Consider the following 23767-nt stretch of genomic DNA (forward strand, 5'->3'; position numbering starts at 1 on the left):
GGGAGCAGGGCGTCCGTGCCGCCAGTGTGAAGTGGTGAGGAAGACGACTGTGAAGGGGACGGCTGTGGAGGGGACGACGGGCGCCACCGGGCAGGCTGCAGTGCGCCTGCGGGCGCCCAACGGGACGGCCAGCCGGCGCGCCCCGCTGTACTGGGCCGTTCGCGCCGGATGTGGTTGGGGCGTATTGATGTTGGTGGAAGCCGGCTGGCTGCTGAACGATCGGATCGACACGGTGCCGTACCTACCGGTGCCTGGCCCGCAGTACCTGCTGTTCCCGGTGACGGCGGTGCTGGCGGCCCTCCATCTGTCCGTCATGCCCCGCTGGCGCTTCCGGGTGCACCGCTGGGCGGTCGCCCCCGTGGCCGTCCATACCCAGGCGGGCTGGCTCAACCAGGAGTGGCGGATCGCCCCTGTGGCGCGCATCCAGACCGTGGACACCCAACGGGGGCCGCTCGCCTCCCTCTTCGGCCTGGTCTCCGTCACCGTGACCACCGCCTCGGCCCGCGGACCGGTCCGGATCCACGCACTGGACCAGGACGTCGCGGAACAACTGGTCGAGGAACTCACTGCCCAGACCGGACAGACGTCCGGAGACGCCACATGAAGGCCCGAGCCGCTGCTGCCGCCGAGGGCACAACGGTGACGGACACCGAGCAGGAACCCGCGTGGCGGCGGCTGAGTCCGCGCATGCTGGCGGTCCACCCCCTCCACGAGGCGCTTCGGTTCCTGCCGGTGCTCCTGGGCGTCTTCTTCCTCGGCCGCGTCGGCGAGAAGCCCTGGGGCCTGATCGGCCTCGCGCTGGCCCTGGTGAGTGGCCTCGGCCGTTACTTCACCACCACGTACCGGGTGACGGACCATCATGTGCAGGTCCGTAGCGGGCTGCTGCGCCGGGAGGTGCGGTCCGTTCCCCGGGACCGCATCCGGTCGGTCGATGTCAGCGCTCGGGTTCTGCAACGGGTGCTGGGACTGCGGCGGCTGACCATAGGCACGGGCCGGTCGGGCCGGCACGGCGACGGACTGGTACTGGACGCGCTGGACACCGCGGCTGCCGAGCAGCTGCGGAATGAGCTGCTGCACCGCACCGCACCGTCTGACCAGGCCGATACCCCGCAGGCCGGCGCCACCCCGCACTCCGGTGCCCCCGTGCCGCGTCCCCGTCCGGCCAGGGCCGGGTGGCCCCGTCGTCCCCGCGCCACGAAGCTACGTTCTTGGGGCCGTGAACAGGGCCGTGAAGTGAGCGTCGACGAGGACCATGGAAAGGACGGCGGGGATACGGACCGTGCGGCGGAAGTGCTGATCGCTGCGCTCCGGCCCGCCTGGGTGCGGTTCGGCGCCTGCACCCTCAGCGGACTGGCAGGCGTCGGCGTGCTGCTGGCATCGGCCGTCACGTTCCTCAACTCCGCGGAGCTGGGGCCCGACCGCTTTCCTCCAGCGCGTGTTCTCGCCCGGCAGCTCTCCTCGCTGCCGACGCCGCTGGCGGTGCTGGAGTCCGTCGTGCTGGGGGTGCTGGCGGTGTCGCTGCTCTCTGCCCTCGGCTACGCCGCGTCCTTCTGGAACTTCCGGCTCACCCGACTCGGGAACGGCACGGTGCGGCTGACCCGGGGCCTGGCCACCACGCGCTCGGTCACCATCGAAGGGCGCCGGCTCAGGGGCGTCGAGATCAGCGAGACGCTGCCGCTGCGCCTCGTCCGCGGCGCCCGTTGCACCGCCCTCACCACCGGTCTCCGGGCCGGACGAGGGGCCGAGCACGGCGGCTCGCTGCTGTTGCCCCCGGCGCCGCTCGCCCGCGCCCGCGAGGTGGCTGCGGCCGTGTACGGGGAGGCGGAACCGATGGACTGCCCGCTGATCCGGCACGGTGCCGGGGCCAGGCGCCGTCGACTCACCCGGGTCCGGAGCACCGCCGTGGTGGCCGTCGCCCTGACCGGTGTGCTGTCGCTGTGGGCCGAGTGGCCCACCTGGAGCTGCCCGGCTTCCCTGGTGCTGCTCCCGCTCGCCGAGCTGGTGGGCCGGGACCGCTACCGCAATCTCGGCCACGCCCTGCTGGAAGGGGGCCACTTGGTGATCCGTCAGGGGTCGCTGGTACGGCGCCGCCAGGTCCTGTCCGGCGACGCGGCCGTCGGCTGGATCTTCCATCAGTCCTTCTTCCAGCGCCGGTCCGGGGTGACCACCCTCACCGTGGCCACGGCGGCCGGGCGCCAGTACTACAACCTGCTGGACCTCCCGGCGAAGGAGGCGACCGCGCTGGCCGTCGCCGCCAGACCCGACTGGCTCGCACCGTTCCTGGCCAACGAGACCGGCGCCGAGGACGACCCCGGAACAAGCACGCCGCCGGCGGCGTAGCCACAAGTGGTGCGGAGCAGTGGTGCGGAGCCTGCCCACACGCCGCTGGGCCCGGGGCCCATGGGGAGCCCGTGCCCCTGCTCAGAGCCACCCGTTCTCACGCGCCGTATGGGCCGCCTCGAAACGGTTGGCAGAGTCCGTCTTCTGGATGGCCGCGGAGAGGTAGTTACGCACCGTCTTCTCGGAGAGGTGCACCCGCGCCGCGACAGTAGGGATCGGCGACCCGTCGATCGCCGCGGCCAGGACCTCCCGCTCCCTGGGGGTGAGTGGGTTGGACGGGGCCCGCAGCGCGGTGACGGCCAGGGCGGGATCCATCACGGTCTCTCCGGCCATCACCTGACGGATCGCCACCGCGAGTTCGTCCACCGGCCGGTTCTTCCCGATGAAGCCGCTGGCCCCGGCCTCGAGCGCGCGCCGCACATGGCCGGGCCGGTCGAATACGGTGAAGACGAGGATCTTCGTCTCGGGCAGCTCGGTGTGCAAAGCCTCTGCCGCGTCCAGCCCACTGCCGCCGGGCATCTCGATGTCCAGCAGGCACAGGTCCGGACGCAGTTCCAGGGCGGCGGAGACCGCGCCGGGTCCGTCACAGGCCTGGCCGACCACCTCGATGTCCGGCTCCAACCCCAGGAGCGTCGCGATGGCACCGCGCACCATGGTCTGGTCCTCGGCGAGGAGTACCCGGATCATATGGTGCCTTCCGTAAGGGAGTTGATGAGGGGGCCCCGTGAGCCCGTGGAGCCCGTGAGCGGGACGGTGGCCAGGAGGCGGAAGCCGCCGCCCGGCGCGGCGTTCGTCCGGAGCGAGCCACCGAGGGCGGTGACCCGCTCGGTGAGGCCGGTCAGCCCGTTCCCGCCCGGCCCCGAGAGCGGGCGTCGGACGGGCCCCTTGCCGTCGTCGAGCACCACCAGGACTGCGCGGCCCTCCTCCGCGGACACCGTGACCCCGCAGTGGGTGGCCCGGGCGTGCCGAACGACGTTCGTCAGCGCCTCGCGGACCACCCAACTCAGCGTCGTCTCCACTTCCTGGGGCAGCGGGTCCGTGGCGAGGTCCACCGTCACCGAGACACCGGCGTCCGCCAGCGTCGGCCGAGCCTCCTCGATGACCGCGGGCAGGCTGAGCCGTCGATAGCCGGTGACGGCCTCCCGCACCCGCTCCAGGCACTGGCGGCCCATGTCCTCGATCTGCTGGAGCTCCGCCTCCACGTCCGTCCCATGGGCCCGGTACAGCCGACGCGTCACCTCTGTGCGCAGGGTGAGCTGGAGCAGGTCGTGGCCCAGAGTGTCGTGCATGTCCCGGGCGAAGCGCAGCCGTTCCTCCGTCACCGCGGCGCGCGCCAGTTCACGACGGGTGCGCCGCAGCTCGGCGTTGAGGTCGAGGATTCGACGGTAGGTGGTCATGGAGAGGCCGGCCGCTGCGGTCATCACCGCCAGCGAGGTGGTGTCCGCTCCGTCGACGTGCTCGGCCACGAAGACGGCGAGGCAGACCGATATCGCGAGCGCCGGCAGGGTCATCCTGGGAGGTACGGCGACGGCACAGGTGGCCGCCAGATACGTCAGCAGGATCGTCCAGTCCTTGCCGAGCCACAGCGGGAGAGCCACGGACAGCGCCACGAGCGGCACCAGCAGCGCCAGCCGGAACCGGTCGTCGAGCCGGGCGGAGTGAGAGGACCACGCGAGGGTCACCTGGGAGACCGCGAAGAGGGCCAGGGCACTGGCGGCCACGAGGACGGTGGTGAGCGGGCTGGCCGACGCGGCGAGCGAGGGGATCAGCCCGAAGAGGGGAATGAGTGCGGCCGTGGCCCCCACCGCTGCGCCCGGGGTGGAGACGTTCCCGGCTGGTCCGCCCACTCGCTCCACTCGCTGCGTACGCGCGCCGAACGCCTGCTTCATCGGCCTCCCCTTCCGCAGCACCGAGCCGGTACCACGCCTCCCGCCCCTCACTCTAACTTCAGGTTCCCGGGGACGGGCCTCCTGCGAGTGAGCCGGCACGAGCCCCTGCCCACCGCGCTGGGCGTACGTGACGGCCAAGGGCCTCCTTCGTACGACCCCGCGGGGGTGCGGGTGGGGCAGGCGATGCAGGGGCGGCGCCGGCTCCGTACGTGGCGGCGGTCCGAGCTGCCGCCCGGCGTGACCGGACTCCTACCACTCGGTCGATCGGTCTCACCGCAGGGAGACGGGGCCTACCCGCCGACTCGATGCATCCCTTCGATCCCTCGAACTCCCCACCACACCAGGGGCGTTGCACCGCATACGACCTCAGGATCGGGGTGCCAGCAGGTCGTCCAGTTCGGCGGCGAAGAGCAGGGCGGGGTCGAGGTCCATGCCGGTGAAGTGGCCGGCGAGCTCCAACGACAGGACGCCGTGCAGGCGGGTCCAGAAGGTCAGGAACCGGTGGAGGGCCTCGGGCGGGGCGGGATGGTCGGCGGCCCACTCCCGGTGGCCCTCCAGGTAGGTGCCGAAGGGTGTCGAGGCGCCATCCGGGGCAAGCACCGTGCACGCGTCGAGCAGGGTCGTCATGATCTCGGCTCCGCATCGCGTTACAAGTTCTAACGAACACATGAGCTTCTATCTCGTGAGGTACGCACGGTGCGGGCGCGCGACCCGCCCGACTGGCGGCCGCCCTCACGCCCGCCGACCGACAGACACGCCCGCCGACCGACAGGGGAGAACGCCATGTCCGGCTTCCGCAGCACAGGTATCCGCGCCACCCTGTTCACCGTCCCGCTCGCCCTCGGCCTCCTCGGCACCGCTACCGCACCCGCCGGCGCCACCGACTCCCACACCTCCCACCCCGGCACCCCGCTCACCTGCCGCGGGAAGGGCGTCGCCCCCGACGCTCTCGTCCGCCACCGGACCGAGATGGTGATCCACGCCCCGCTGCGCACCGTCTGGAAGCTGCAGACCGACGTGGAACGCTGGCCGTCCTGGCAGCCCCCCGTCGAGACCGTGGAACGCCTCGACCACGGCCCCCTCCGCAAGGGCTCGGCGTTCCGGTGGCGGACCCCGATACCCCCCAACCCCTCAACTCCCGCCACCAGCCTGGAGATCACCTCGACCGTCCGGCAGATCAAGCACAACTCGTGCATCCGCTGGACCGGCCCCGCGATCGGCACAGGACTGCGCATCGACGGCGTCCATGTATGGCACTTCGTCGAGGTCAAGGACGGCGTCCGCGTGAGCACCGAGGAGAGCCACACCGGCGCCCAGGTCGAAGCGGACGTTCCCACCGCGACCAGGATCCTCCGCGCGGGCCTGGAAGCATGGCTGCGGGACCTAAAGTTCGCCGCCGAAGCCCGCACCCACAACCGGCCACACTGACCTACGCATCGGGTCCGCGCTGGAATCTCGAGCACGTGCCCCTGCAGGATGAGCGGGTCCGGCGACCTCCAGAGCGGTTCTGCCGTCAGTCCCACGAGGGGAAGAGCGTCAAGCCCAGGACCTCCGGTTGCCGGTGCGTGAGCTACTTCCACTCCGCCTCCAGCAGCCGGCGCAGGGCCCGGTTCACGCTCTGCTGATGGCCACGAACTGACCGGTTCCCGGCAGGCGACTCGCCCATGCGAGCGCGGGGGCCACCGCCTCGCGGCCGAGGCCGCGCCCGGCCTGAAGCACTACCAAGTCCCCCGCCACCAGGGCTGGTACTGGCACGTCACGCTCGCGATGGCCGCACGCGCTTTTCTCACCGTCATCCGAGCCACGGAACTCGACGTGGGAAACGAAATGATGCCTTCAAGCCGCATTCGATGGCGTTCGCGTACGCCAGGGGAAGGTAGCTTCGCCATCATGAAACCGCTGACCGGCACCACCACCGACCAGGCTCCGGCGGATCCAGCCGCCCCTGACGACATGCTGGCAACTCAGCCCGTCGGCTACTGGAGCGGCCTGGCGCACGCAGCCGTCACCCGACACCTGCGCGACGCTATGGCCAAGATCGACGCCACGCAGCCGCAGTACTGGGTGCTCAACCGCGTGAAGTACGGGCCCACGGCCCCGAGCCGCGCGGAACTGGTCACCCAACTGACACCCCTGGCCGACGGACAGCACGAAATCGCCCGGGTCATCGACCAGTTGCTCCACCGCGAATGGCTCCGGATCGACGTCGGGCAGCGCCTACACCTCACCGATGCGGGGAAAGCCGCCAGAGCCCGGCTGCGTGAGCTGGTGACCGAGCTGCGCGCCGTGGTGCACAAGGGCATCAGCGACGAGGAGTACGTGGCCGCGCTCAAGGTGCTGCGCAGGATGATCACCAACGTCGAGGGTGACGAGGGGCGGGTGGACCGCTCTGACTTTGCGATCTTGCATGGGGCCCGGCTGAATAGGAGCAGCCACCGCCGACCGTCGGGGGGCCTGTGAGCTCCTGACGATCGTGCGGTGGCCGAGGGTGGCGGCGGGCCGTGGCGCAGAACGCGCCTGCCGGCGCGCGAAGTTCGGGCGGCGCTGTCATCGCGGGCAGCTGGTCAACGACACGGCGGTCAGGAAGCGACCACAGCGGTCAGTCCATAGTCCAGCTCGGCGCCGTCGACGAGCACCGCCTCGACGGTACGCGTACGGGGGTCGACGTCGGCCACGATCCCGTTCCCGGCGTAGCGGGGGTAGCCCGAGGCGCCCATCTCGCCTGTCGCCTCGACGACCGCCGAGCGCACGGCCGCGTCCTCAGCGGAGGCACCGCGCCCATCCTCGACATGTGCGGGGACCAACAAGATCTTGAAGCGTTGCGGGTCTGTAGTCACGCTCCGATATTTAAGTGCCTGCGCTACCAGCCATGGGGCAGGCGCGCGGCAACGCCATTGCGCGGGCGGGCGTTCCTCGAAGATCCGCCTCGCGACAGCTTCGCTCCTCGCTCCCCCTCTCTCCTTCTCACTCGTGCGGTCGTCAATCACCGTGGGTGACCCCTTTGATCTGCGGTTGCTCGTCGGGGCGGTGGGCGAGCGCACGCAGTTCATCGGCGTAGGTGGCCCAGACGTTGCGGGCGAGGAAGTGGCCGACTCCGGGCAGGGTGCGCAGGCGGGCACCGGGGACGGCGTCGGTGATGTCGCGTGCGGCCGTCACGCGCAGGAGCGGGTCACGCTCGCCGTGCAGTACCAGGGTCGGCGCGGTGATCTCGGCGAGTGGTCCGCCGTGCCACTTCGCGCCGATCTGGCGGCTCTGCGCCAACTGGTCACGGAAGCTGGCGACCCGGTGCGCTGCCTCCTTGTCCACGAACTCGCGCACATCGTGCTCGTCGGTGTGCTGGCCGGGCGCGGCCAGGATGCGGGCGATGGCTAGGGCCAGATCCAGGTTGCCCTGCGGGGTCTCCGGGTAGTGCAGCCGGGCGAAACGTGGCAGGCAGGCCAGCCGCAGGTAACGCAGGACGCTCAGGCCTGTGGTGTCGCTGGGGACAGCCGAGGATGTGGCCAGGGTCAGTACGCGCTCCGGGTGGCGGATCGCGATCCGCTGAGCGACAAGCCCACCCATCGAGTGGCCGAAGAAGTGGGCGCCTTCCCAGCCGAGGGCGTTGAGGACGGCGACCGCGTCGTCGGTGAGGTCCTCGGCGCTGTAGGCCGGAGCTTCGCGGTGCAACAGCGCCTTGACCGGCGGGCCGACGCGCCGGTTGGGCAGGTGGGTGGATTCGCCGGCATCGCGCTGGTCGTAAGTCACGACGTGGAAGCCGCGGCCCACCAGTTCGGCCACCAGGCCGTCCGGCCACCAGAACCGTGAGGCTCCCAGTCCCATGACCAGCAGCAGCGGGTCGCCGCCCGCGCCGCCCAGGTCCTCGAAGGCGATCTGGATCTCGCCGTTGTGCGCGAAACGCGTCATCGCAGCCCCCTCTTCTTCGCGTACATCGTTCGCGAACACCGTATGCGATGGATAGGCTGGCGACAACACGGGAGGTGGCAGTGGCAGGACAGCAGGAGCCAGTGATCTGGATGCGGCCGGAGCAAGCAGCGGTCGGACGCCCGGCCGAGCGCAGCCGCGCCGAGATCACCGCTGCCGCGGTGCAACTGGCCGACGGCGAGGGCCTGGAGGCCGTCTCCATGCGCCGCGTCGCATCCCTCCTGGGCACCGGCGCAGCCTCGCTCTACCGCTACGTGGCCACCCGCGACGACCTGCTCGACCTGATGACCGACAGCACCGCAGGCGAATACGACCTGCCCGCCCCCAGCGGCGACTGGCAGGCCGACCTGCTCGGCGTCGCCCGCCAGGCCCGGCAGATCATGCGCCGCCACCCCTGGCTACCCGCCATGGTCGTGGGGCGCGCCCCGCTCGGCCCCCACGGGATCGACCTACTGGAGCACGTGCTCGACGTGCTCGGCGACCACCCGGCCGACCCCGCCCGCAAACTCGAGGCATTCGCCCTCCTCAACGGCCTGACCGCGCTGTCCGTCCAGAACGAAACGGCTGCCACGGACACCAGCGCCAGGCGCCAATCCGGCTACCTTCGCCACATTGCCGCCGCAGGAAGCCACCCCCGCATCACCGCCCTGCTCGGGACCTCCCCGCCCGACGGCGACCCCATCGACCGGTTCGACGCCGTACTCGTCCGCGCCCTTACCGGCGTGCTGGAGTGACTCGCCGCGGTGAGCCACGCGCCTCGGCGGAGCGCTCAGGCAGCGGCGGTCTCCGTGCGCTTGACCAGGACGCCGTCCTGGCGCCTGGCGCCGGCGCGGACCCGCGGGAGTCCGCGCCATCCGCCGGCGGAATCAGGGCGAGGTCAGGGCGAGGTCAGTGCGGGATCAGGGCGGGGTCAGCAAGGACTACGCCCCGGCGTTCTGGGGGACGCGTGCGGACGACTCGGCGGACTTCAGCCATCCGGTGAGGTCGGCGCGGGCTCGGGCCACTCGGGAGCGCACCGTGCCGATCGGACAGCCCACGACCGCCGCGGCGTCCGCGTACGGCATGCCGACCAACTGTGTGAGGACGAATGCCTGGCGCCGCTCGCCATCCAGCGCGTCAAGCAGTTCGCTCAGCGCCAGGCCGTCGTCGAACCCCGGCAGGCCGCTGGGCTGGCGGTGTTCCGCGACCGCCTGCCAGTCGTCGACGTCGGCGATGCGCGGGCGGGCGGCGGCGGACCGGTAGCGGTCGATAACCACCCGGCGGGCGATGGACAACAGCCAGGTACGGGCGCTGGAACGCGCGGCGAATCGCGGCAGGCCGGTGAGGGCGCGGAGGAACGTCTCCTGGGCGAGGTCGTCGGCGCTGCTGGTGTCGCCGCTCAAGTGCGCCACGAAGCGCCACACATTGCGGTGGGAGGCGCATATGAAGCGCTCGACGGCGACCGGGTCACCGTCTCGTGCGGCCAGCGCCAAGCCGGTCAGTTGCTCGTCGTCCACGGCGGTCCGATTGCCACGGGCCGGACCAACAAGGGCAGGAATCATCGCCACATGTCCTTCGGGAGGGTGCGGGCCGTACCAGGGCATGGCACGGCCCGTCGATGAGCGGCACTCCGCGTACCCCGACGAAGGCCGGTGACGACGGCAAGGGACGTCGCTCGCCGGGCATACGCCTATGGGTGGACCGGAGGACCGCAGGGCCAGGGGCCGGCGTGCGGTCGGCTGCGCCGAGGAGGCATGAGGAGGGCAGCCGCGCGCACACGCCGGTACTCCGCCCGCCACGGGTTCGATCCGCCGTGCAGAAAGAAGAGTGGGGGATCCCGGACGACGTCGACAACACTGCGCTCGGGGGCCGTTGGCACCATGGCGGTGTGGCAGATCCCGGACGGTGCCGGGGAGCGTCCCGGGACGGGCGGTCAGGAGGAGACGGACGGTCTCGGCGGGCCCCGGCGGGAGAGGATGTGGTGAAGGAGCACCCCACGCAGGCGCACCACGTGCCCGGCGTCGGCCACCGGGCGAGGGGGCGGCTTCGGAGCGGCCCAGCCCAGCGTCGTCAGGACCAGTAGCAGCGGGGCGAACAACGCCGCGGCCGCACTGCGGGTGAGCCGGAACGCGGCGGCCTCGCCGCGCCACAGCCACAGGCCGCACACCACCGCGGCCAGCGCATGCGCCAGGAACATCCCGGGGGTTCCATGCCCGGAATGCGCCAGCGGTAGTTGGCTCATGTCGCCGTGCGCCACGGCCAGGTGCCCTAGGTGCGCGGTGGCGTGGGAGGGCATGTCAGTCATGTTTGCCATGCCTGCCATGTTTGCCATGCCTGCTGTACCGCCCGGGCAGGTCTGGGCCAGGTCGAGCAGAGCGTGCAGGCCGAGTTGAGCCATGACCGTGGAGCCGGTGACGACGAGTCCGCCGCGTTCCCGGCCTGCCAGCCACCAGGCCATCGGGCCGGTGATGCCCCATGCGACGACCAGGGCCCACCGGGGCAAGGGGTGTGCGGACATCAGCGCGTGCCCCAGAGCCGCGGTCGTCACGCACACCACCGCGAAGACCGCGGCGCGCAGGGCACGTGAAACCGACCCGGTAGTCATATTGGCCATCGTGCCAGCCGGTTCGCCCGCTCGGGAGAGGGCATGGCGTCTTGGGCCGGGTTGTTGTCCAGATCTGCTAAAGCGCCTTGTGTGCGGTCAGTTGAAGGGCAAAGCCGTGAGGGGGGACGGGGTTACGCCCTGTGTATCGGATCCGCTTGGCTGCGGAACGGGGGCACTGAGGGGGCTGAGCTCGCTGAGGGCTGCCCGGGAACCGGTGGCCCGGTCCGTACGACTGACTGGGTCGGGCCCCAGTCAGTCGGGCGAGGTCTTCGGGAGGGCCGCGGGTGCGAGCTGTACGTGGTAAGGATGCGGAGCCGGGATCGGAGCCAGAGCCGGAGCCGGGATCGGAGCCAGAGCCGGGAGCAGCGTCGGAAGCCCTCGGGGCCGGCGGAGGCGTGGCCCGGTCGCGCCGTGTGGGGCCGGCGGTCACCGTGTTGCTGACGTCCGCGATGGCCTTCTCGATGATGCAGCTCTTCCTGATCGGCGCGCTCGGGCCGCGTCTGGTTGCCGAGTTGGGCATGTCCCGTACGGTGCTGGGCCTGACCACGACGGCGGGTTTCGGCGCGGCGGCCCTGCTGTCGCCGGTGGCGGGGCGGCTGGTGGACCGGGTGGGGCCGCGGCGTTGCCTGGTGGTGCTGTTGCTGCTCGCCGGTGTCTCGCTGGCCCTGATCGGGGCGGCTCCGGGGACGGCGGCGCTGCTGGCGGCGGTGGCGCTCGGCGGGCTGCCGCAGGCGCTGGCCAACCCGGCGACCAACAAGGTGATCCTGGCGGCCGTGCCGGCCGAGCGGCGGGGCTCGGTGACCGGCCTCAAGCAGTCCGGGGTGCAGTTCGGTGCGTTCGCGGCGGGGTTGCCACTGTCGCTGCTGGCGGCGGGGGTGGGCTGGCGCGGTGCGGTGTGGACGGCGGCGGGCACGGCCGCGTTGGCTGCCCTGTGGGCCGCGCGCGCACTGCCGCCCGACGGGGCCGTTACCTCCGCTCCGAGCCGGCGCCCGGCAACGTCCGCACCCGGTGTGACCCGGCGGCTGGCGGTCTTCTCGTTGCTGCTCGGCTGCGGTATCGCCTCGGTGAACACGTACCTGGCGCTGTTCGGCTCGCAGCGGCTGGGCCTCTCGCCGACCGCGGCGGCGGCGTTGGTGGCCGTGCTGGGGGGCGCCGGGATCGGCGGGCGGATGGGCTGGTCGCGGGTGGCGGGGCGGCCGGGACGGGCCATGGCGCTGCCCGCCCTGCTGGCGGCCGGGGCGGTGGGCGCCGCGCTACTCCTCGCGGTCGCGGCCCTGGCGCCTCCGCTGGTGTGGGTGGCCGCGCTCGCCGTGGGGTCGTTCGCGGTGTCGGCGAACGCGGTCTCCATGGTCCTGGTGATGCAGCACGCGTCGCCGGGCCGGGCCGGGCAGGACTCGGCGCTGGTGTCGGCCGGCTTCTTCGCCGGCTTCGCGGTGGGTCCGCCGGGGTTCGGCGCCCTGGTCTCGGCCTGCGGGTACGGGGCCGGCTGGCTGCTGGTGGCGGCCGAGTTCGCGGTGGCCGCACTGGTCGTCGTACCACTGCTGACGCATCGCCGCGGGGGTGTGGGATGAGGGCGGTGCCGGATGGGGCGGAGTGGGCCCGCAGGGCGCTCGCGTCCCTGCTGGAGCGGGTCTCGGTGACGGCGGACGAGGCCGGTGAGCGCTTCCCGCTGTACGCGGCGGCGGACCCGGACGGCGGCGCCTGGAAGACCACGTCGCGGGGTTCGTGGACCGGGGGCTTCTGGGCCGGGCTGTTGTGGCTGCGCGCGCTGTCCTCCGGCGTCCCGGAGCACCGGGCGGTGGCGGCCGCCTGCACACAACGGCTGCGGTACTGGGTCGGGCAGGACACCGCCACCCGCGGCCTGGTGCTCTGGTACGGCACCGCGCTGGCCACCGGGCCGGGCGGCGACGCGGCGGCGGGTGAGCTGCGGGACGAGGCGGCGCGGGCCTGCCTGGCCGCGTACGACCCCAAGTGGGGGCTGGTGCCGTGGGGCGATGCCTTCGGCGGGCCCCGGCTGCTGGCGCGTGCGGACGGGGTCCCGGGGCTCGTCCCCCTGCTGGCGCGTGCAGAGGAGGTCCCGGGGCCCGTCCCCCTGCTGGGGCGCGCGTCGGGCGGCGGACGGGCCGCCGCGTACGGCCATCTCACCCGGCACCTGGACCTGTGTCTGGCCGAGGATCCCCCGCGCCCCGCGTGGCAGGCCCGGCCGGGCGGCGGGTGGACGGCCTGTGCCGAGCCCGCGCCCGGCTGGAGCCGCACGGTGGCGTGGCTGCTGCTGGGCGTCGCGGACGGGCTGCACTGGCTGGGGGACGACGGGCTGTGGGAGGCGGCGGGGCGGCTGGCCGCGCTGCGGCTGGCCTCCAATGCACCGCTCGTCCCTCCCGCTCAGGGCGGGCCCGGGCACGGCCCCGTCGACACCTCCGCCGCCGCGATCGAGGCGGTGGCCGCGCTGAAGTTGGCCGCGCTCGCACGGGCGGCGGGTGACGGGCAGGAAGGCGACCGGCTGGCGGACCGCGGGCGGCTGATCCTGCGCCGGCTGGCCGAGGTGCACCAGTCCCCCGCGGGCGCGTTGTTGGACGGCTGCTACGACGCCGGGCGCGCCCTTGCGCCCCGCCACGAGCTGATCTGGGGGGACTTCTTCTTCGCGTGGGGGCTGGCCGTCCTCACTGGTCTGACGGGTCCCTTCACGATGTGAGGGCGTGGTCGCGCAGGACCCGGCGAGCCACCGCGGCGATGTGCAGTTCGTCCGGACCGTCCAGCAACCGGGCCGCGCGCCCCAGGCGGAACAGTCCCGGGAGGGCGGAATCCGGTCCGAGCCCGGCCGCGCCGTGCACCTGGATCGCCGCATCGGCCACCTGTTGCAGCATCCGGGCCGCGGCGACCTTGGCCAGACCGGTCTCCACCCGGGCGTCCTCCCCCTCCTCCAACCGGGCCACCGCCTCGTACACCAGCGGCCTGGTCGTCCGGATCGCCAGCAACGCGTCGAAGACGAGCTGTTGTACGAGCTGGCGGTCGGCCAGCGGGCCGGCGGACTGGCTCCGCGTCCGGGCCCGGACGCACATCAGGTCGAAGGCCCGCTCGGCCTGGCCGAGCCAGCGCAGACACCGCAGTACGCGGCCCAGCCGGAGCCGTTCGCCGGCGATCCGCAGCGCCTGGCCGCGCTCGCCGACCAGGTGGTCCGCGGGCACGGTGACGCCGTCCAGTGCGATCTCCCACTGGCCGCCCACCCCCAGGACGGGCAGTTCGCGCACCACCCGGAAGCCCGGCGTCGAGGTGGGCACCAGGAACAGTGACAGTTCCTCGCCGGTCCGGGCCAGCACGGTCACCAGGTCCGCTTCGCCCGCGCCCGTGATGAACCACTTCCGGCCGTGCAGGGTCCAGGTCCCCCCGTGTCCGGCTTCGGCGCGGGTGGTGGTCAGCGCCGGGTCGGTGCCGGGCGTCTCCGGCTCGGTCATCGCGTAGCAGGTGCGCAGCTCCCCCGCGGCGATCCGCTTCAGGAAGCGCTCTCGTACGGCCTCGCCGGCATGGCGGCCGAGCATCAGCACGTCCAGCAGGGGTGCCGAGCCGAGGGCGGCGGGGCCGTGGTCGCTGGCCCCCTCCGCTTCGGCGAGGTGCGCGTAGCGGGACAACGGCAGCCCCTGTCCCCCGACTTCCTCGGGCAGCGGCAGCGCCCACAGTCCCGCGTCCTTCGCCTCCTGCTGGAGCCTGCGCAGCTCGCCACGTGCGGCCGGCCCGCCCGCGTCGAGCGCGCGCTCGACGGGCAGGACCCGCTCGCGTACGAACGCGGCCACCCGCCCGCGCAGCTCGGCCACGTCGGGCGGGCAGGTGGGCAGTCCGAACCCGGCGGGGCCAGGGGCCGGGGCGGCACTCGGGGTGGCCTGTCCGCGCTCCATGAAGTTCACCGCTTTCCTCCGCGGTCACCGGGAACTCGGTGAACCGGCAGTCCGACTTGTTGGCTGAGGAGTTGGTCGGCCCGTGTCATCGCCTGGTTCCCGCGCCTCTCCCTCTGCGCGCGATCTGGGCGGCGCACGGCCGCCGGAAAGGAATGCCGTGAAGACCGTGGGTCCCCCGACCGTCATCGATGCGCACCGCCCTCTGGAGGAGGTGGACATACGGATCTCCGGCCCCGCCGCGCTCACCGCTCCGGCACTCGGCCACCTGCGGGCACTCGGCGCCACCGCACACCCATCGCCGCCCGGCGGCACCGACGCCGCAGCGCGGTCCGGCCCCGCCCACTTCGCCGCGACCGGTCCGGGAGCGGACGGGATCACCGCGCACACCGCCTGGGCCGATGTCCTGCCGGCCGCGGACGCCGCCGACGAGGCCACCGTCCAGGCAGCCGCCGGGATGATGCACGTACACGGCAGGCGCGACGGCACCCCGCGCGGCCTGGCCGTGGACTACGCCGCCACCTGTGCGTCCGTGCTCACCGTGCAGGGCCTGCTCACCGCGCTCCTGAGCCGGGCGCGCGGTGGCAGCGGCGCCACGGACATCGCCACCGGAGCCGACCGGGCCGCGCTGCTGACGCTCTCCCAGTACCTCGCCGCGGCGAACGCGCCGGAGGCGGAGGCGGTGGCACCGGCTCCCGGCGGTCCGCCGTTCACCGCCGCCTGCGGCACCCGCTTCGAGCTGGAGGCGCTGGAGCCCGCACCCTGGGCCCGCTTCTGGCGCGAACTCGGCGCTCCCGAGCAGGCGGTACGCGCCGGCTGGCCGGCCTTCCAGTTCCGCTACGCCACCGCCTGCGCACCCGTGCCCGAGGACCTGCACCGGACGGCGAACGCCGCCACCTGGACGCGCATCCGCGAGGCCGCCACCGCATCAGGGGCCGAGGTGTGCGCCCTGTACGCACTCGCCGAGCGGGCGGCGGAGGCGGTTCCCCCTGCCGCACCCTGGACCCTCGCGCCATTCACCGGGGAGGCCGCGCCCCCGTGCGCCTCCCCTGCCCTCCCCGGCGCCGGTGCGCTGCCCCTCGCCGGTCTGACGGTCCTGGAAGCCGGCCGCCGTATCCAGGCCCCACTCGCCGCCCACCTCCTCGGCCTGCTCGGCGCGGACGTGGTACGGATCGAACCGCCCGGTGGGGATCCGCTGCGCGGTATGCCCCCGTGTACGTCGGGCGTCTCGGCCCGCTGGCTCGCCCTCAACCGGGGGAAGCGGGCCGTGGAGATCGACGTCAAGTCTCCTGCCGGACGGGCCGAGTTGCGCGAGCTGGCCTCCGGGGCGGACGTCTTCCTGCACAACTGGGCGCCGGGCAGGGCGGAACAGTGGGGGCTGGGCCCCGACCGTCTCGCCTCCGTCAACCCGCGCCTGGTGTACGCCTACACCAGCGGCTGGGCGGGCCGTCTGGCCGGCGCCCCCATGGGCACCGACTTCATGGTCCAGGCCCGCACCGGCGTCGGTGAAGCGGCCCGGCCCGTCGACGAGCCGCCCGCGCCGTCCTTGATGACCTTGATCGATGTGCTCGGCGGACTGGTCGGCACCGAGGCCGTGCTGGCCGGCCTACTGCTGCGGGAGCGCACCGGCCGTGGCGTACGGGTGGAATCCTCGCTGCTCGGGGCCGCGGAGACGCTCACCGCGCCCGCACTGCGTCGGGCCGCGGCGGGCCGGGACCCGCGCCGGCCGGCCGGATTCCGCCGCCCGCTGCAGACGGCCGACGGCTGGGTGGCACCGGCCGACGACGCCGCCCGGGCCGCGGGTGCCGAACCGGCACGGCTGCGCGGGATGGCGACGGACCAGGCAGTCGTCGCCTTGCGCGCAGCGGGCCGGTCCGCCACCGCCGTCACCACCGACCTCGGCAGGCTCCCGGAGGACCCGCGCCTGCACGGCGCCTTCACCCGCGACGTACACGGTTCCCTCGTTGCTCCCTCGCCCTGGAGGTTCGCATGACACCCCAGCTCCCCACCCGGTTCCACGAGTCCCCGTTCCAGGAGCCCCAGTTCCCGGAGCCCTTCCCGGAGCCGCGGTTTCACGAGTCCCAGGTTCACGCGTCCCGGTTCCACGACCTGGTCCCCGCGGCGCTGCGGCGGACCTGGGCCGCCGAAGGCCACTGCCCCGACCTGGACCTGTACGCACTGTTCCGCGCACGACGGATAGCCGAACCGGACGCACCGGCCGTGATCGACGCACGCGGCGAGGTCGGTTACGCCGAACTGGACCACCAGGCACGATGTCTGGCCGCCGGGCTCGCCGAAGCCGGCGTCCAGCCCGGTGACGTCGTAGGGGTCCAACTCTCCAACAGCAGGGAGGCGGTGGCGGCCGACCTCGCCGTGGCCGCACTCGGCGCGGTCGTGCTGCCCTTCCCGGTCGGACGGGGCGGACGGGAGGCCCTGTCACTGCTCGGTCGTTCCGGTGCCCGGGCGGTCATCGCCGCCGCCGAACACCGCGGCGTCGAGCACGCGCGGGAGCTGGCCGAACTGTCGAGAGCGGGCGGCGAACTGTCCGCCCTGCGCACGGTGGTGGCCGCCGGGCCCGGACCGGTCCCCGACGGCTGCCTGTCGCTGACCGACCTCTTCCGTACCGACGCGTCCGCCTTCACTCCCGCGCGCCCCGACCCCGACGCGGCGGCCCGGATCCTGGTCTCGTCGGGCTCCGAGGCCGAGCCCAAGATGGTGGCGTACTCGCACAACGCGCTCGCCGGCGGCCGTGGCAACTCGCTCGCGTCGCTGCTTCCGGACGGCATGCGGCCCCGGTGCCTGTTCCTGGTGCCGCTCGGCTCGGCCTTCGGCAGCAGCGGAACCGCGGTCACCCTCGCGCGGCACGGCGGATCCCTCGTGCTGCTCGACCACTTCACGCCCGACGCCGCGCTGGAGGCGATGCGTACACATCGGCCCACCCATGTGCTGGGCGTGCCCACGATGGTGCGGATGATGCTCGACCGACGGCCGGACGGACCCGCCCTGCCGACCGAGCTGACCGCCCTGGTGCTCGGCGGCTCCGCGCTCGACGCCGCCACCTGCGACGAGGCCCGCCGTGCCTTCGGCTGCGCCGTGGTCAACCTCTACGGTTCGGCCGACGGCGTGCACTGCCACGGCGGCCTGACCCACGGCGGCACCCCCCTCGGCGGCCCGGACGCCGGACCGGGGATCGCGGTGGGCCGCCCCGATCCCGGCGTCTGCGCGATCCGTATCGCCCCGCTGCCCGGAGGAACCCCCGGCGAAGCGGGCGAGATCATCGCGCGTGGTCCGATGACCCCGCTCGGCTACGTCGGCGCACCCGAGCTGAACATGCGCTACCGCACGGCCGAGGGCTGGGTCCGTACCGGCGATCTCGGCGTGCTGGACGCCGACGGCACCCTGCGCGTCGTCGGCCGCCTGAAGGACATCGTCATCCGCGGTGGCGCGAACATCAGCCCCGCCGAGGTCGAGGGTGAGCTCTCCTCCCACCCGGACGTACGCGATGCGCTGTGCGTCGGGGTCCCCGATCCGCTCATGGGTGAACGACTGGTGGTCTGCGTGGTGCCAAGGCCCGGATGCAAACCGATACTTGAGAGCCTCTGTGCCCACCTGGAGGCGGGTGGCCTGGAACGCCGCAAACACCCGGAGCGTCTGCTGCTGATGACCGACGAACTGCCCCTCACCCCGGCGGGTAAGCCCGACCGCGCCGCCCTACGGAAGAGGGCGGCCGCCGAGTTCCCCACCGCGCACGCGCAGGCGGGCTGATGCCAAGGGGAGGGGCCGCACACGGCAGCCCCTCCCCCCGGCCCCTCCCGCTCGCTACTGCGGCGCGAGCCGTACGGTCAGGATCCGGAGAACGCCTTCTCCATCTGGCCGGCCGCCTTGCGGTAGACGCCCAGCAGGTCGAGGTCAGCGCCGGGATAGTTCACGATGTTCAGCTGCTCGGCGCCCGAGCCCGGCAGCACCGTCCCGGTCGACATGTTCTCGTTCTCCAGCACGAACTTTGGCTTCTTCGCGGACAGTGCGGAAAGCTGAGCGGGCGTGACCGCCTCCGGGCCGTACGTACCGACCACCTTCGCCCCCGCCAGCTTGGCCGCCCACGTCGTGAACGTCTGCGCCGCCACCGTCGGCGCCTTGCCACCGGGCCAGGTGGCCTTCACCTGCTTGGCCAGCGAGTCCCACTCCGCCGTGAATGTGGCATTCCACTTGGTTGCGGCCCGCTCCGTCCCGAACTTCCGGCCCAGCTTCGTCACTTCGGCCTTGGTCTTCGCGGGAGTGTTGTCGAGGTTGACCTCGACCACCTTCGCCTTGGAGCCCGCCGCGTCCTTGATCCGCCCTGCGAACGGCTCGAACGAGGCGTAGAGGACGTAGTCGGCGTCGGCGACCGCCGTCAGGTCGGACGGCTTCAGGTCGTAGTCGGGCGCGTGCTTGATCGAGGCGGGCACGATGGACGTGACGTTCTCGGCCCCGGCCGCCTTCGCCAGCGCCGCCTCCCAGCTGGAGGTGGCGACCACGACGGGCCCCTTCTTGTCGGCCTTCCCGCCGCCACCGGCCGTACCTGAGTCGCCGCCGCATCCCGTCAGCAGGACCAGTCCCGCGCTCAGTGCGGCGACGGCGGCGACGGGGCGGAAGAGGACGCGGAGGTGCGCCATGATGAGGTTCTCCGTTCGGGTATGAGATGAGCGGCAAGGGCGACCGCCCCCGCGGCGAGGACGAGGACCGGGCCGGGCGGCAGGTCCCAGGCCAGCGAGATCAGAAAGCCGGCCACGTTCACGACGACGCCGATGCCGATCGCCCACAGCGTGATCGACACCAGCGAACGGCCGAGGCGACGGGCGGCGAGCGCCGGCAGCAGGGTCAGCGCGTCCACCAGCAGCGCGCCCGTCAGACGAATGGCACCGGCCACCGCGACCGCCACCAGCACCAGCAGCACCACCGTCAGCCGCTGCACCGCCACACCGGAGCACCAGGCCAGCTCCCGGTCGTGCAGCAGCAGCGCCAGCTCGCGGCGCCGCCAGACGAACAGCCCCGGCACCGCCACCGCCAGCACGCCCAGCACGACGAGATCGGCCGGGCGCACCGCCAGGATCGACCCCCACAGCAGCGCGAACGCCCCATTGGCATTCACCCCGGACAGCGCCAGCATCAACAACGCGGCCGCGATGGCCAGGCTCATCAGCAGCCCCATGGCCCCCGAAAGCCCGTCCGCGGTACGTGCCAGCGGAGCGACCCCCGCACCCGCCAGCGCACACGCCACCAGCGCACACACCACCGGGTCCAGCCCCACCAACTGCCCCACCGCGATGCCCAGCAGGGCCACATGCATCATCGCGAAGCGCACCGGCATGATGTCCAGCCCGACGATCACCACACCGACGACCGGCAGCCCGAAGGCGGCCAGCAGCAATCCGGTCCCCGCCCGCTGCACCGGCACCAACTGCAACAGGTCACCGACCTGGCCCCACGCGCTCACGACACCTCCCGCAGCCGCCCGGCGGCCATCTCCAGCGTCCGGTCGCACCGCGCCGCCATCGCCCGGTCGTGGGTCACCACCAGCAGGGTCACCGGCAGCGTGGTGAGCACTTCGGCGGCCTCCTCCTGCCCCGCGAAGTCCAGCGCGGCGGTGGGCTCGTCCGCGAGCAGCACCCCGGCGCCGGCGGCCACACACCCCACCGCCCGCGCCAGGTGCATCCGCTGCAACTGCCCGCCCGACAGGCCGCCCACCGGCCGGTCCGCGAGCTCCCCCACGCCCAGCCGCTCCGCTGCCTCCACCGCGGCTTGCAAGCCGCCGCTACTCGCCAGCAACTCCTTCGCGAGCAAGGGGAAACGGCCGGCCGCCGGGCGCTGCGGTATCCACCCGCACGCGCGCCGCCGCCAGGCCCACTCGGCGGCGCTACGACTCCCCCGCCCGCCGACCAGGATCTCCCCGTCGACGTGCCGGTGCAGCCCGAGCACCGCCCGTAGCAGCGTCGTCTTCCCCGAGCCGTTCGTACCGGTCAGCGCGATCCGCTCACCGGCGGACACCTCCAGGTCGACCCCGCTCACGGCCTCCAGGCGCCCGTGCCGGCACACCACATCTCGCAGCCGCACATCGAGGCCACCCGCACCACTCGCCCCTCGCGCCACCCGGGGCGCCGACCGCGCCTGGCTCCGCTCACTCCGCTCACGCCACGTGTTCCGCTCACTCCGCTCCACGACCGAGTAGTCGGCCCGGCCGTGCGCCGAGTTCCCGTAGGCGGAAAATCCCTCGCTACCGCGCCGCAGGAGCGCGGGAGCCTCACACAGGCGGGGGCCTCACACAGACTGACGGCAAGGGAGAAGGCGCGGGCGGACGGTCCTCAGAGCCCCGTGGCGTCCCGCGGCGTGAGGCGGAAGCCGAACCCGGCGCCGCCGATGTCCACCGCCGTGGCGCCGCCGTCGACGGTCAGCACCGCCCCGTTGACGAAGGACGCGGCCGGCGAGAGCAGCCACCCGATCGCCTCGGCGACCTCACCGGGCTCGCCGGGACGGCCGACGGGCAGCAGCCGGGGTGGCCTCCTCGTACGCGGCGTCGACGCCGCCATCCGCGAGGCCGGCCTCCTCGGCGAAGCGGGCCATCGAGGGCCCCGGTCTCCTCGGCGACGCGGTTCAGCGGGTCGGGCGGCGCCCGGAGATCACCACGTGGTGCCCGGCCGCCCGCAGCAGCCGGGCGGTGGCGGCGCCGATCCCCGTTCCCTCATCCGTCACGATGACAACTCGCTTGTCCGACAAGGCCGTTCCGCTTCCCAAGTGGTCATGACGCAGGTGTCTCGTCGTGATCATACGGACCACAGTCCCTGCAGGTTGTCCCGGCCGGAAGCGCCCTCGCGCCTACGGTGCCGCTCCGTCCCTCGCGGCCAACCACGCGGACGGATATACCCATTTCAGTGGACAGGGGATATGCGGGGAACATATGTTCCGCATGCGCTTGGGCCGCTTTGGGGAGAGACGGCCCCCTACATGCGCAAACACAGTCATTCAGAACCCGTGGGGGGTTTCGCATGTCCAACATGTCCGTCGTACCACCGTCGCCGCCGTCCGGCTGGCCCGTTCCGCCCGGTCGGCACGCGGTCCTCCGCTCGCCCGTCGGGCTCTCGAAGATCGTCAGGGGGCTGCTCGGGCTCGTCATCGTCGCGGACCTGTTCGCCCTGTGGCTGGGCAACCAGTCGTACGTCCTCATCGGCAGGCTCCTCCGCAACGCCGGCTCCGTGACCGCCCAGGAGATCGACCAGACCGACTCCTTGTACCGGGTGTGCGGAATCGTGCAGGTCGCGGCCACCCTCGCGACCGCCGTGGTCTTCGTCGTCTGGTTCCACCGAGCCCGCGTCAACGCCGAGGTCTTCGCCCCCGAGTACCACACGAAGGCGCGCGGCTGGGCGATCTGGGCCTGGTTCGTGCCCGTGGCCAACCTGTGGTTCCCCCGCCGCATAGCCATCGACATCTGGAACGCCAGCGCCAGCGCGAACACCCGGTCCGCGGCGCTGCTCCACTGGTGGTGGGCCCTGTGGATCGTGAACCTGGTCTTCGGCCGCCTGGCCAGCCAGCGGTACGCGAACGCCGGCACACCGGACGAGTTCGAGGGGGCGGTCGCCGGGCTCATGGCGAGTGACGGCCTCAACGTCGTGGCCGCCGTCCTCGCCGTTCTCTTCGTACGGCGCCTGACCCGCATGCAGCACGAAAAGGCGCTGCGAGGGCCGGTGTTCTGAGCACCGCGCGACATCCGGTCCGCATGGCACGGGCTCCGCTGCGCACGGCGGTGGGCCCGTGCTTCGCGCTCGGCGCGTGCGTCGCACTCGTCGGGTGAACGGCCCGTCCGCCGCTCGCGGACGGGCCGAAGCACCTGGCCGTCACTCGGTGCAGGCCAGGGCCAATCGCCCGGTCGTGCGCCTCCGTGCGAAGCGCAGGACCGTGATCGCGGAGAGCGCGGACAGGCCGACGAGGGCGGCGCCGGAGAGCATGAAAGCGGTCCCGATTCCGGTGGCCTCGACGGTCGTCGAGGCCACGAGGGGTGCGACGGCCAACGCGCCCGCGGTGCCGGCCTCCCAGAGGCCGAGGGCCTTGGCCATGTGGCGGTCGGGCAGGCGCTGCTGTACCAGCGCGATCAGGGGGATGTCCGTCAGGGCGGACGCCATGCCGGTCATGGCGAGCAACGTGGCCGCGATCGCCGGGGACTGGGCGAGGCCCAGGGGGAAGCGGAACACGCCGAGCAGGGCCCAGGCGAGAACGGCGGTGAGGGCGAGGCGACGGATCGGGAGCCGGGCGAGGAGGAGCGCACCGACGACCTCGCCGACGCCCGCGATCCCCAGCAGCAGGCCGTACTGGCCGCCCTGCGCACCGAAGCGTTCACCGACCAGGGCGGCGAGGCCGACGGTCAGGAAGCCGCTCGTGGCGGCGAGCGCGACCACGAAGGTGGCGATGACCACGAGTACGTCGGGCTCCGCACGCAGCGCCTTCAGGCCGGCGGCCAGATCGGCCCCCAGTCCGGTCCGGTGCCGGGGGCCGGCCGGACGCCGGACGCGTACCGCGGCGAGGGTTGCCGCCGAGACCAGGAAGGTGAGCACGTCGAGGGCGAGGACCAGCGTGAGGGAGGAGACCGCCAGCAGCGGCGCGAGCAGCAGCGGCCCCACGAAGAAGGCGGCGCGGAAGGCCACGTGCAGCAGCCCGGTTGCCTGGAGCAGGTCCTCGGCCCGCACGATCTGCGGCACCATGGCGTTGCGTGCCGGCCCGAACGGAGCGCCGATAAGGGACAGCGCCGCCGTCCCCGCCACGAGCAGGGTGAGGTTCAGCAGCCCGAGCGCGAGCAATACCGTCGCGCCGGCCGCGACCGAGGCACGGAGCAGGTCCGTGACGATCATGAGTCGGCGGCGGTCACAGCGGTCGGCATAGGACGCGGCCACGAAGGTGGCGAGGAAGGCCGGCCCGAACGCGGCCACGGTCACCAGCGCGACCGCGGTGGAGTCCCCGGTGAGCGACCACGCCAGCCATGCGGCGGCTGTGGTGTAGAGCCCGTCGCCCAGTCGGGAGACGCCCTGACCGGCGGACAGCAGGAGGAAGTCCCGGTTTCTCAGTAGTGCCATGCCGACACTCTGAGCTCACGAACAACGGGAGCCAACTGATTAGGCAAGGAG

22 protein-coding genes and 1 pseudogene are annotated in these 23767 nt (G+C 72.9%); 10 read left to right on the forward strand and 13 right to left on the reverse strand.

Annotated elements, in window-relative coordinates:
- Positions 1–187 precede the first annotated feature (187 nt).
- Both AB0G84_RS12040 and AB0G84_RS12045 read left to right on the forward strand, forming a co-directional pair.
- Positions 188–604, forward strand: coding sequence for a PH domain-containing protein (locus AB0G84_RS12040; protein WP_361318803.1), 417 nt, complete (start codon positions 188–190; stop codon positions 602–604).
- Positions 601–2340 carry a PH domain-containing protein gene (locus tag AB0G84_RS12045; protein WP_361318805.1) on the forward strand — a complete coding sequence of 580 codons (1740 nt, stop codon included), beginning with the start codon at positions 601–603 and terminating at the stop codon, positions 2338–2340. The genes AB0G84_RS12040 and AB0G84_RS12045 overlap by 4 nt, the downstream gene beginning before the upstream one ends.
- A gap of 81 nt (positions 2341–2421) precedes the next feature.
- Here AB0G84_RS12045 and AB0G84_RS12050 read toward each other — a convergent pair whose 3' ends face one another.
- The 3 genes and pseudogenes from AB0G84_RS12050 to AB0G84_RS12060 form a co-directional block, all read right to left on the reverse strand.
- Entirely contained in the window at positions 2422–3027 is a 606-nt protein-coding gene (locus tag AB0G84_RS12050) for a response regulator transcription factor (protein WP_361318807.1), read from the reverse strand.
- Positions 3024–4229 (reverse strand): sensor histidine kinase, encoded by a 1206-nt coding sequence (locus tag AB0G84_RS12055; protein WP_361318809.1) that lies wholly within the window; start codon positions 4227–4229, stop codon positions 3024–3026. Before AB0G84_RS12055 ends, AB0G84_RS12050 begins: the two co-directional genes overlap by 4 nt.
- Before the next feature lie 366 nt (positions 4230–4595).
- Positions 4596–4865: pseudogene (locus AB0G84_RS12060) on the reverse strand (TetR-like C-terminal domain-containing protein); the annotation flags it as partial.
- Positions 4866–5012: 147 nt separating this feature from the next.
- Between AB0G84_RS12060 and AB0G84_RS12065 the strand changes: the two are divergent.
- Positions 5013–5657 (forward strand): SRPBCC family protein, encoded by a 645-nt coding sequence (locus AB0G84_RS12065; protein ID WP_361318811.1) that lies wholly within the window; start codon positions 5013–5015, stop codon positions 5655–5657.
- A gap of 462 nt (positions 5658–6119) precedes the next feature.
- Positions 6120–6689: a MarR family transcriptional regulator gene (locus tag AB0G84_RS12070; RefSeq protein ID WP_361318813.1), complete on the forward strand. Its 570-nt coding sequence runs from the start codon at positions 6120–6122 to the stop codon at positions 6687–6689.
- Between the two features lie 119 nt (positions 6690–6808).
- On the opposite strand, the gene AB0G84_RS12075 is transcribed toward AB0G84_RS12070, so the two are convergent.
- Positions 6809–7066, reverse strand: coding sequence for a hypothetical protein (locus AB0G84_RS12075; protein ID WP_361318815.1), 258 nt, complete (start codon positions 7064–7066; stop codon positions 6809–6811).
- Between the two features lie 142 nt (positions 7067–7208).
- A complete protein-coding gene (locus tag AB0G84_RS12080; protein WP_361318817.1) occupies positions 7209–8132 on the reverse strand; it encodes an alpha/beta hydrolase in 924 nt (307 codons plus the stop codon).
- An 80-nt stretch (positions 8133–8212) separates the two neighbouring features.
- On the opposite strand from AB0G84_RS12080, the gene AB0G84_RS12085 reads away from it, so the two are divergent.
- On the forward strand, positions 8213–8884 hold the full coding sequence (locus AB0G84_RS12085) for a TetR/AcrR family transcriptional regulator (RefSeq protein WP_361318819.1): 672 nt from the start codon (positions 8213–8215) through the stop codon (positions 8882–8884).
- A 186-nt stretch (positions 8885–9070) separates the two neighbouring features.
- On the opposite strand, the gene AB0G84_RS12090 is transcribed toward AB0G84_RS12085, so the two are convergent.
- Both AB0G84_RS12090 and AB0G84_RS12095 read right to left on the reverse strand, forming a co-directional pair.
- On the reverse strand, positions 9071–9691 hold the full coding sequence (locus AB0G84_RS12090) for a sigma-70 family RNA polymerase sigma factor (protein WP_361318821.1): 621 nt from the start codon (positions 9689–9691) through the stop codon (positions 9071–9073).
- Positions 9692–10062: 371 nt separating this feature from the next.
- Positions 10063–10734: a hypothetical protein gene (locus tag AB0G84_RS12095; protein ID WP_361318823.1), complete on the reverse strand. Its 672-nt coding sequence runs from the start codon at positions 10732–10734 to the stop codon at positions 10063–10065.
- A 431-nt stretch (positions 10735–11165) separates the two neighbouring features.
- On the opposite strand from AB0G84_RS12095, the gene AB0G84_RS12100 reads away from it, so the two are divergent.
- Both AB0G84_RS12100 and AB0G84_RS12105 read left to right on the forward strand, forming a co-directional pair.
- Positions 11166–12305, forward strand: coding sequence for an MFS transporter (locus AB0G84_RS12100; RefSeq protein WP_361318825.1), 1140 nt, complete (start codon positions 11166–11168; stop codon positions 12303–12305).
- Positions 12306–12310: 5 nt separating this feature from the next.
- The gene (locus AB0G84_RS12105; protein ID WP_361318827.1) at positions 12311–13426 is read left to right on the forward strand and encodes a sugar ABC transporter permease; all 1116 of its coding nucleotides are present in this window, start codon (positions 12311–12313) and stop codon (positions 13424–13426) included.
- Here AB0G84_RS12105 and AB0G84_RS12110 read toward each other — a convergent pair.
- Positions 13416–14624: an acyl-CoA dehydrogenase family protein gene (locus AB0G84_RS12110; protein WP_361318829.1), complete on the reverse strand. Its 1209-nt coding sequence runs from the start codon at positions 14622–14624 to the stop codon at positions 13416–13418. The genes AB0G84_RS12105 and AB0G84_RS12110 overlap by 11 nt on opposite strands.
- A gap of 157 nt (positions 14625–14781) precedes the next feature.
- Here AB0G84_RS12110 and AB0G84_RS12115 point away from each other — a divergent pair, with 157 nt between their 5' ends.
- The gene (locus AB0G84_RS12115) at positions 14782–16614 is read left to right on the forward strand and encodes a CoA transferase (RefSeq protein WP_361318831.1); all 1833 of its coding nucleotides are present in this window, start codon (positions 14782–14784) and stop codon (positions 16612–16614) included.
- Complete coding sequence (locus tag AB0G84_RS12120) at positions 16611–18386, forward strand: class I adenylate-forming enzyme family protein (RefSeq protein ID WP_361318833.1); 1776 nt, start codon at positions 16611–16613, stop codon at positions 18384–18386. The genes AB0G84_RS12115 and AB0G84_RS12120 overlap by 4 nt, the downstream gene beginning before the upstream one ends.
- Positions 18387–18463: 77 nt before the next feature.
- On the opposite strand, the gene AB0G84_RS12125 is transcribed toward AB0G84_RS12120, so the two are convergent.
- From AB0G84_RS12125 to AB0G84_RS12140, 4 genes are all read right to left on the reverse strand, one after another.
- Positions 18464–19273, reverse strand: coding sequence for a zinc ABC transporter substrate-binding protein (locus tag AB0G84_RS12125; RefSeq protein ID WP_361318835.1), 810 nt, complete (start codon positions 19271–19273; stop codon positions 18464–18466).
- Positions 19222–20094 carry a metal ABC transporter permease gene (locus AB0G84_RS12130; protein WP_361318837.1) on the reverse strand — a complete coding sequence of 291 codons (873 nt, stop codon included), beginning with the start codon at positions 20092–20094 and terminating at the stop codon, positions 19222–19224. Before AB0G84_RS12130 ends, AB0G84_RS12125 begins: the two co-directional genes overlap by 52 nt.
- The gene (locus AB0G84_RS12135; protein WP_361319253.1) at positions 20091–20675 is read right to left on the reverse strand and encodes an ABC transporter ATP-binding protein; all 585 of its coding nucleotides are present in this window, start codon (positions 20673–20675) and stop codon (positions 20091–20093) included. The genes AB0G84_RS12130 and AB0G84_RS12135 overlap by 4 nt, the downstream gene beginning before the upstream one ends.
- A gap of 284 nt (positions 20676–20959) precedes the next feature.
- Positions 20960–21184, reverse strand: a complete 225-nt coding sequence (locus AB0G84_RS12140; RefSeq protein ID WP_361318839.1) for an SDR family oxidoreductase — start codon at positions 21182–21184, stop codon at positions 20960–20962.
- A 456-nt stretch (positions 21185–21640) separates the two neighbouring features.
- Between AB0G84_RS12140 and AB0G84_RS12145 the strand changes: the two genes are divergently transcribed.
- Positions 21641–22345: a DUF4328 domain-containing protein gene (locus AB0G84_RS12145; protein WP_361318841.1), complete on the forward strand. Its 705-nt coding sequence runs from the start codon at positions 21641–21643 to the stop codon at positions 22343–22345.
- A 141-nt stretch (positions 22346–22486) separates the two neighbouring features.
- On the opposite strand, the gene AB0G84_RS12150 is transcribed toward AB0G84_RS12145, so the two are convergent.
- Positions 22487–23716: an MFS transporter gene (locus AB0G84_RS12150; protein ID WP_361318843.1), complete on the reverse strand. Its 1230-nt coding sequence runs from the start codon at positions 23714–23716 to the stop codon at positions 22487–22489.
- Positions 23717–23767 lie beyond the last annotated feature (51 nt).

This window comes from Streptomyces sp. NPDC020742, from assembly GCF_040641675.1.
In the GTDB taxonomy this organism is placed as follows: domain Bacteria; phylum Actinomycetota; class Actinomycetes; order Streptomycetales; family Streptomycetaceae; genus Streptomyces.

Excerpts from the sequence above, each read along its gene's own strand:
- AB0G84_RS12040 (WP_361318803.1), top strand. The coding sequence starts at position 188 with ATGTTGGTGGAAGCCGGCTGGCTGCTGAACGATCGGATCGACACGGTG.
- AB0G84_RS12045 (WP_361318805.1), top strand. The coding sequence starts at position 601 with ATGAAGGCCCGAGCCGCTGCTGCCGCCGAGGGCACAACGGTGACGGAC.
- AB0G84_RS12050 (WP_361318807.1), bottom strand. The coding sequence starts at position 3,027 with ATGATCCGGGTACTCCTCGCCGAGGACCAGACCATGGTGCGCGGTGCC.
- AB0G84_RS12055 (WP_361318809.1), bottom strand. The coding sequence starts at position 4,229 with ATGAAGCAGGCGTTCGGCGCGCGTACGCAGCGAGTGGAGCGAGTGGGC.
- AB0G84_RS12065 (WP_361318811.1), top strand. The coding sequence starts at position 5,013 with ATGTCCGGCTTCCGCAGCACAGGTATCCGCGCCACCCTGTTCACCGTC.
- AB0G84_RS12070 (WP_361318813.1), top strand. The coding sequence starts at position 6,120 with ATGAAACCGCTGACCGGCACCACCACCGACCAGGCTCCGGCGGATCCA.
- AB0G84_RS12080 (WP_361318817.1), bottom strand. The coding sequence starts at position 8,132 with ATGACGCGTTTCGCGCACAACGGCGAGATCCAGATCGCCTTCGAGGAC.
- AB0G84_RS12090 (WP_361318821.1), bottom strand. The coding sequence starts at position 9,691 with ATGATTCCTGCCCTTGTTGGTCCGGCCCGTGGCAATCGGACCGCCGTG.
- AB0G84_RS12095 (WP_361318823.1), bottom strand. The coding sequence starts at position 10,734 with ATGACTACCGGGTCGGTTTCACGTGCCCTGCGCGCCGCGGTCTTCGCG.
- AB0G84_RS12110 (WP_361318829.1), bottom strand. The coding sequence starts at position 14,624 with ATGGAGCGCGGACAGGCCACCCCGAGTGCCGCCCCGGCCCCTGGCCCC.
- AB0G84_RS12120 (WP_361318833.1), top strand. The coding sequence starts at position 16,611 with ATGACACCCCAGCTCCCCACCCGGTTCCACGAGTCCCCGTTCCAGGAG.
- AB0G84_RS12125 (WP_361318835.1), bottom strand. The coding sequence starts at position 19,273 with ATGGCGCACCTCCGCGTCCTCTTCCGCCCCGTCGCCGCCGTCGCCGCA.
- AB0G84_RS12140 (WP_361318839.1), bottom strand. The coding sequence starts at position 21,184 with ATGGCGGCGTCGACGCCGCGTACGAGGAGGCCACCCCGGCTGCTGCCC.
- AB0G84_RS12145 (WP_361318841.1), top strand. The coding sequence starts at position 21,641 with ATGTCCAACATGTCCGTCGTACCACCGTCGCCGCCGTCCGGCTGGCCC.
- AB0G84_RS12150 (WP_361318843.1), bottom strand. The coding sequence starts at position 23,716 with ATGGCACTACTGAGAAACCGGGACTTCCTCCTGCTGTCCGCCGGTCAG.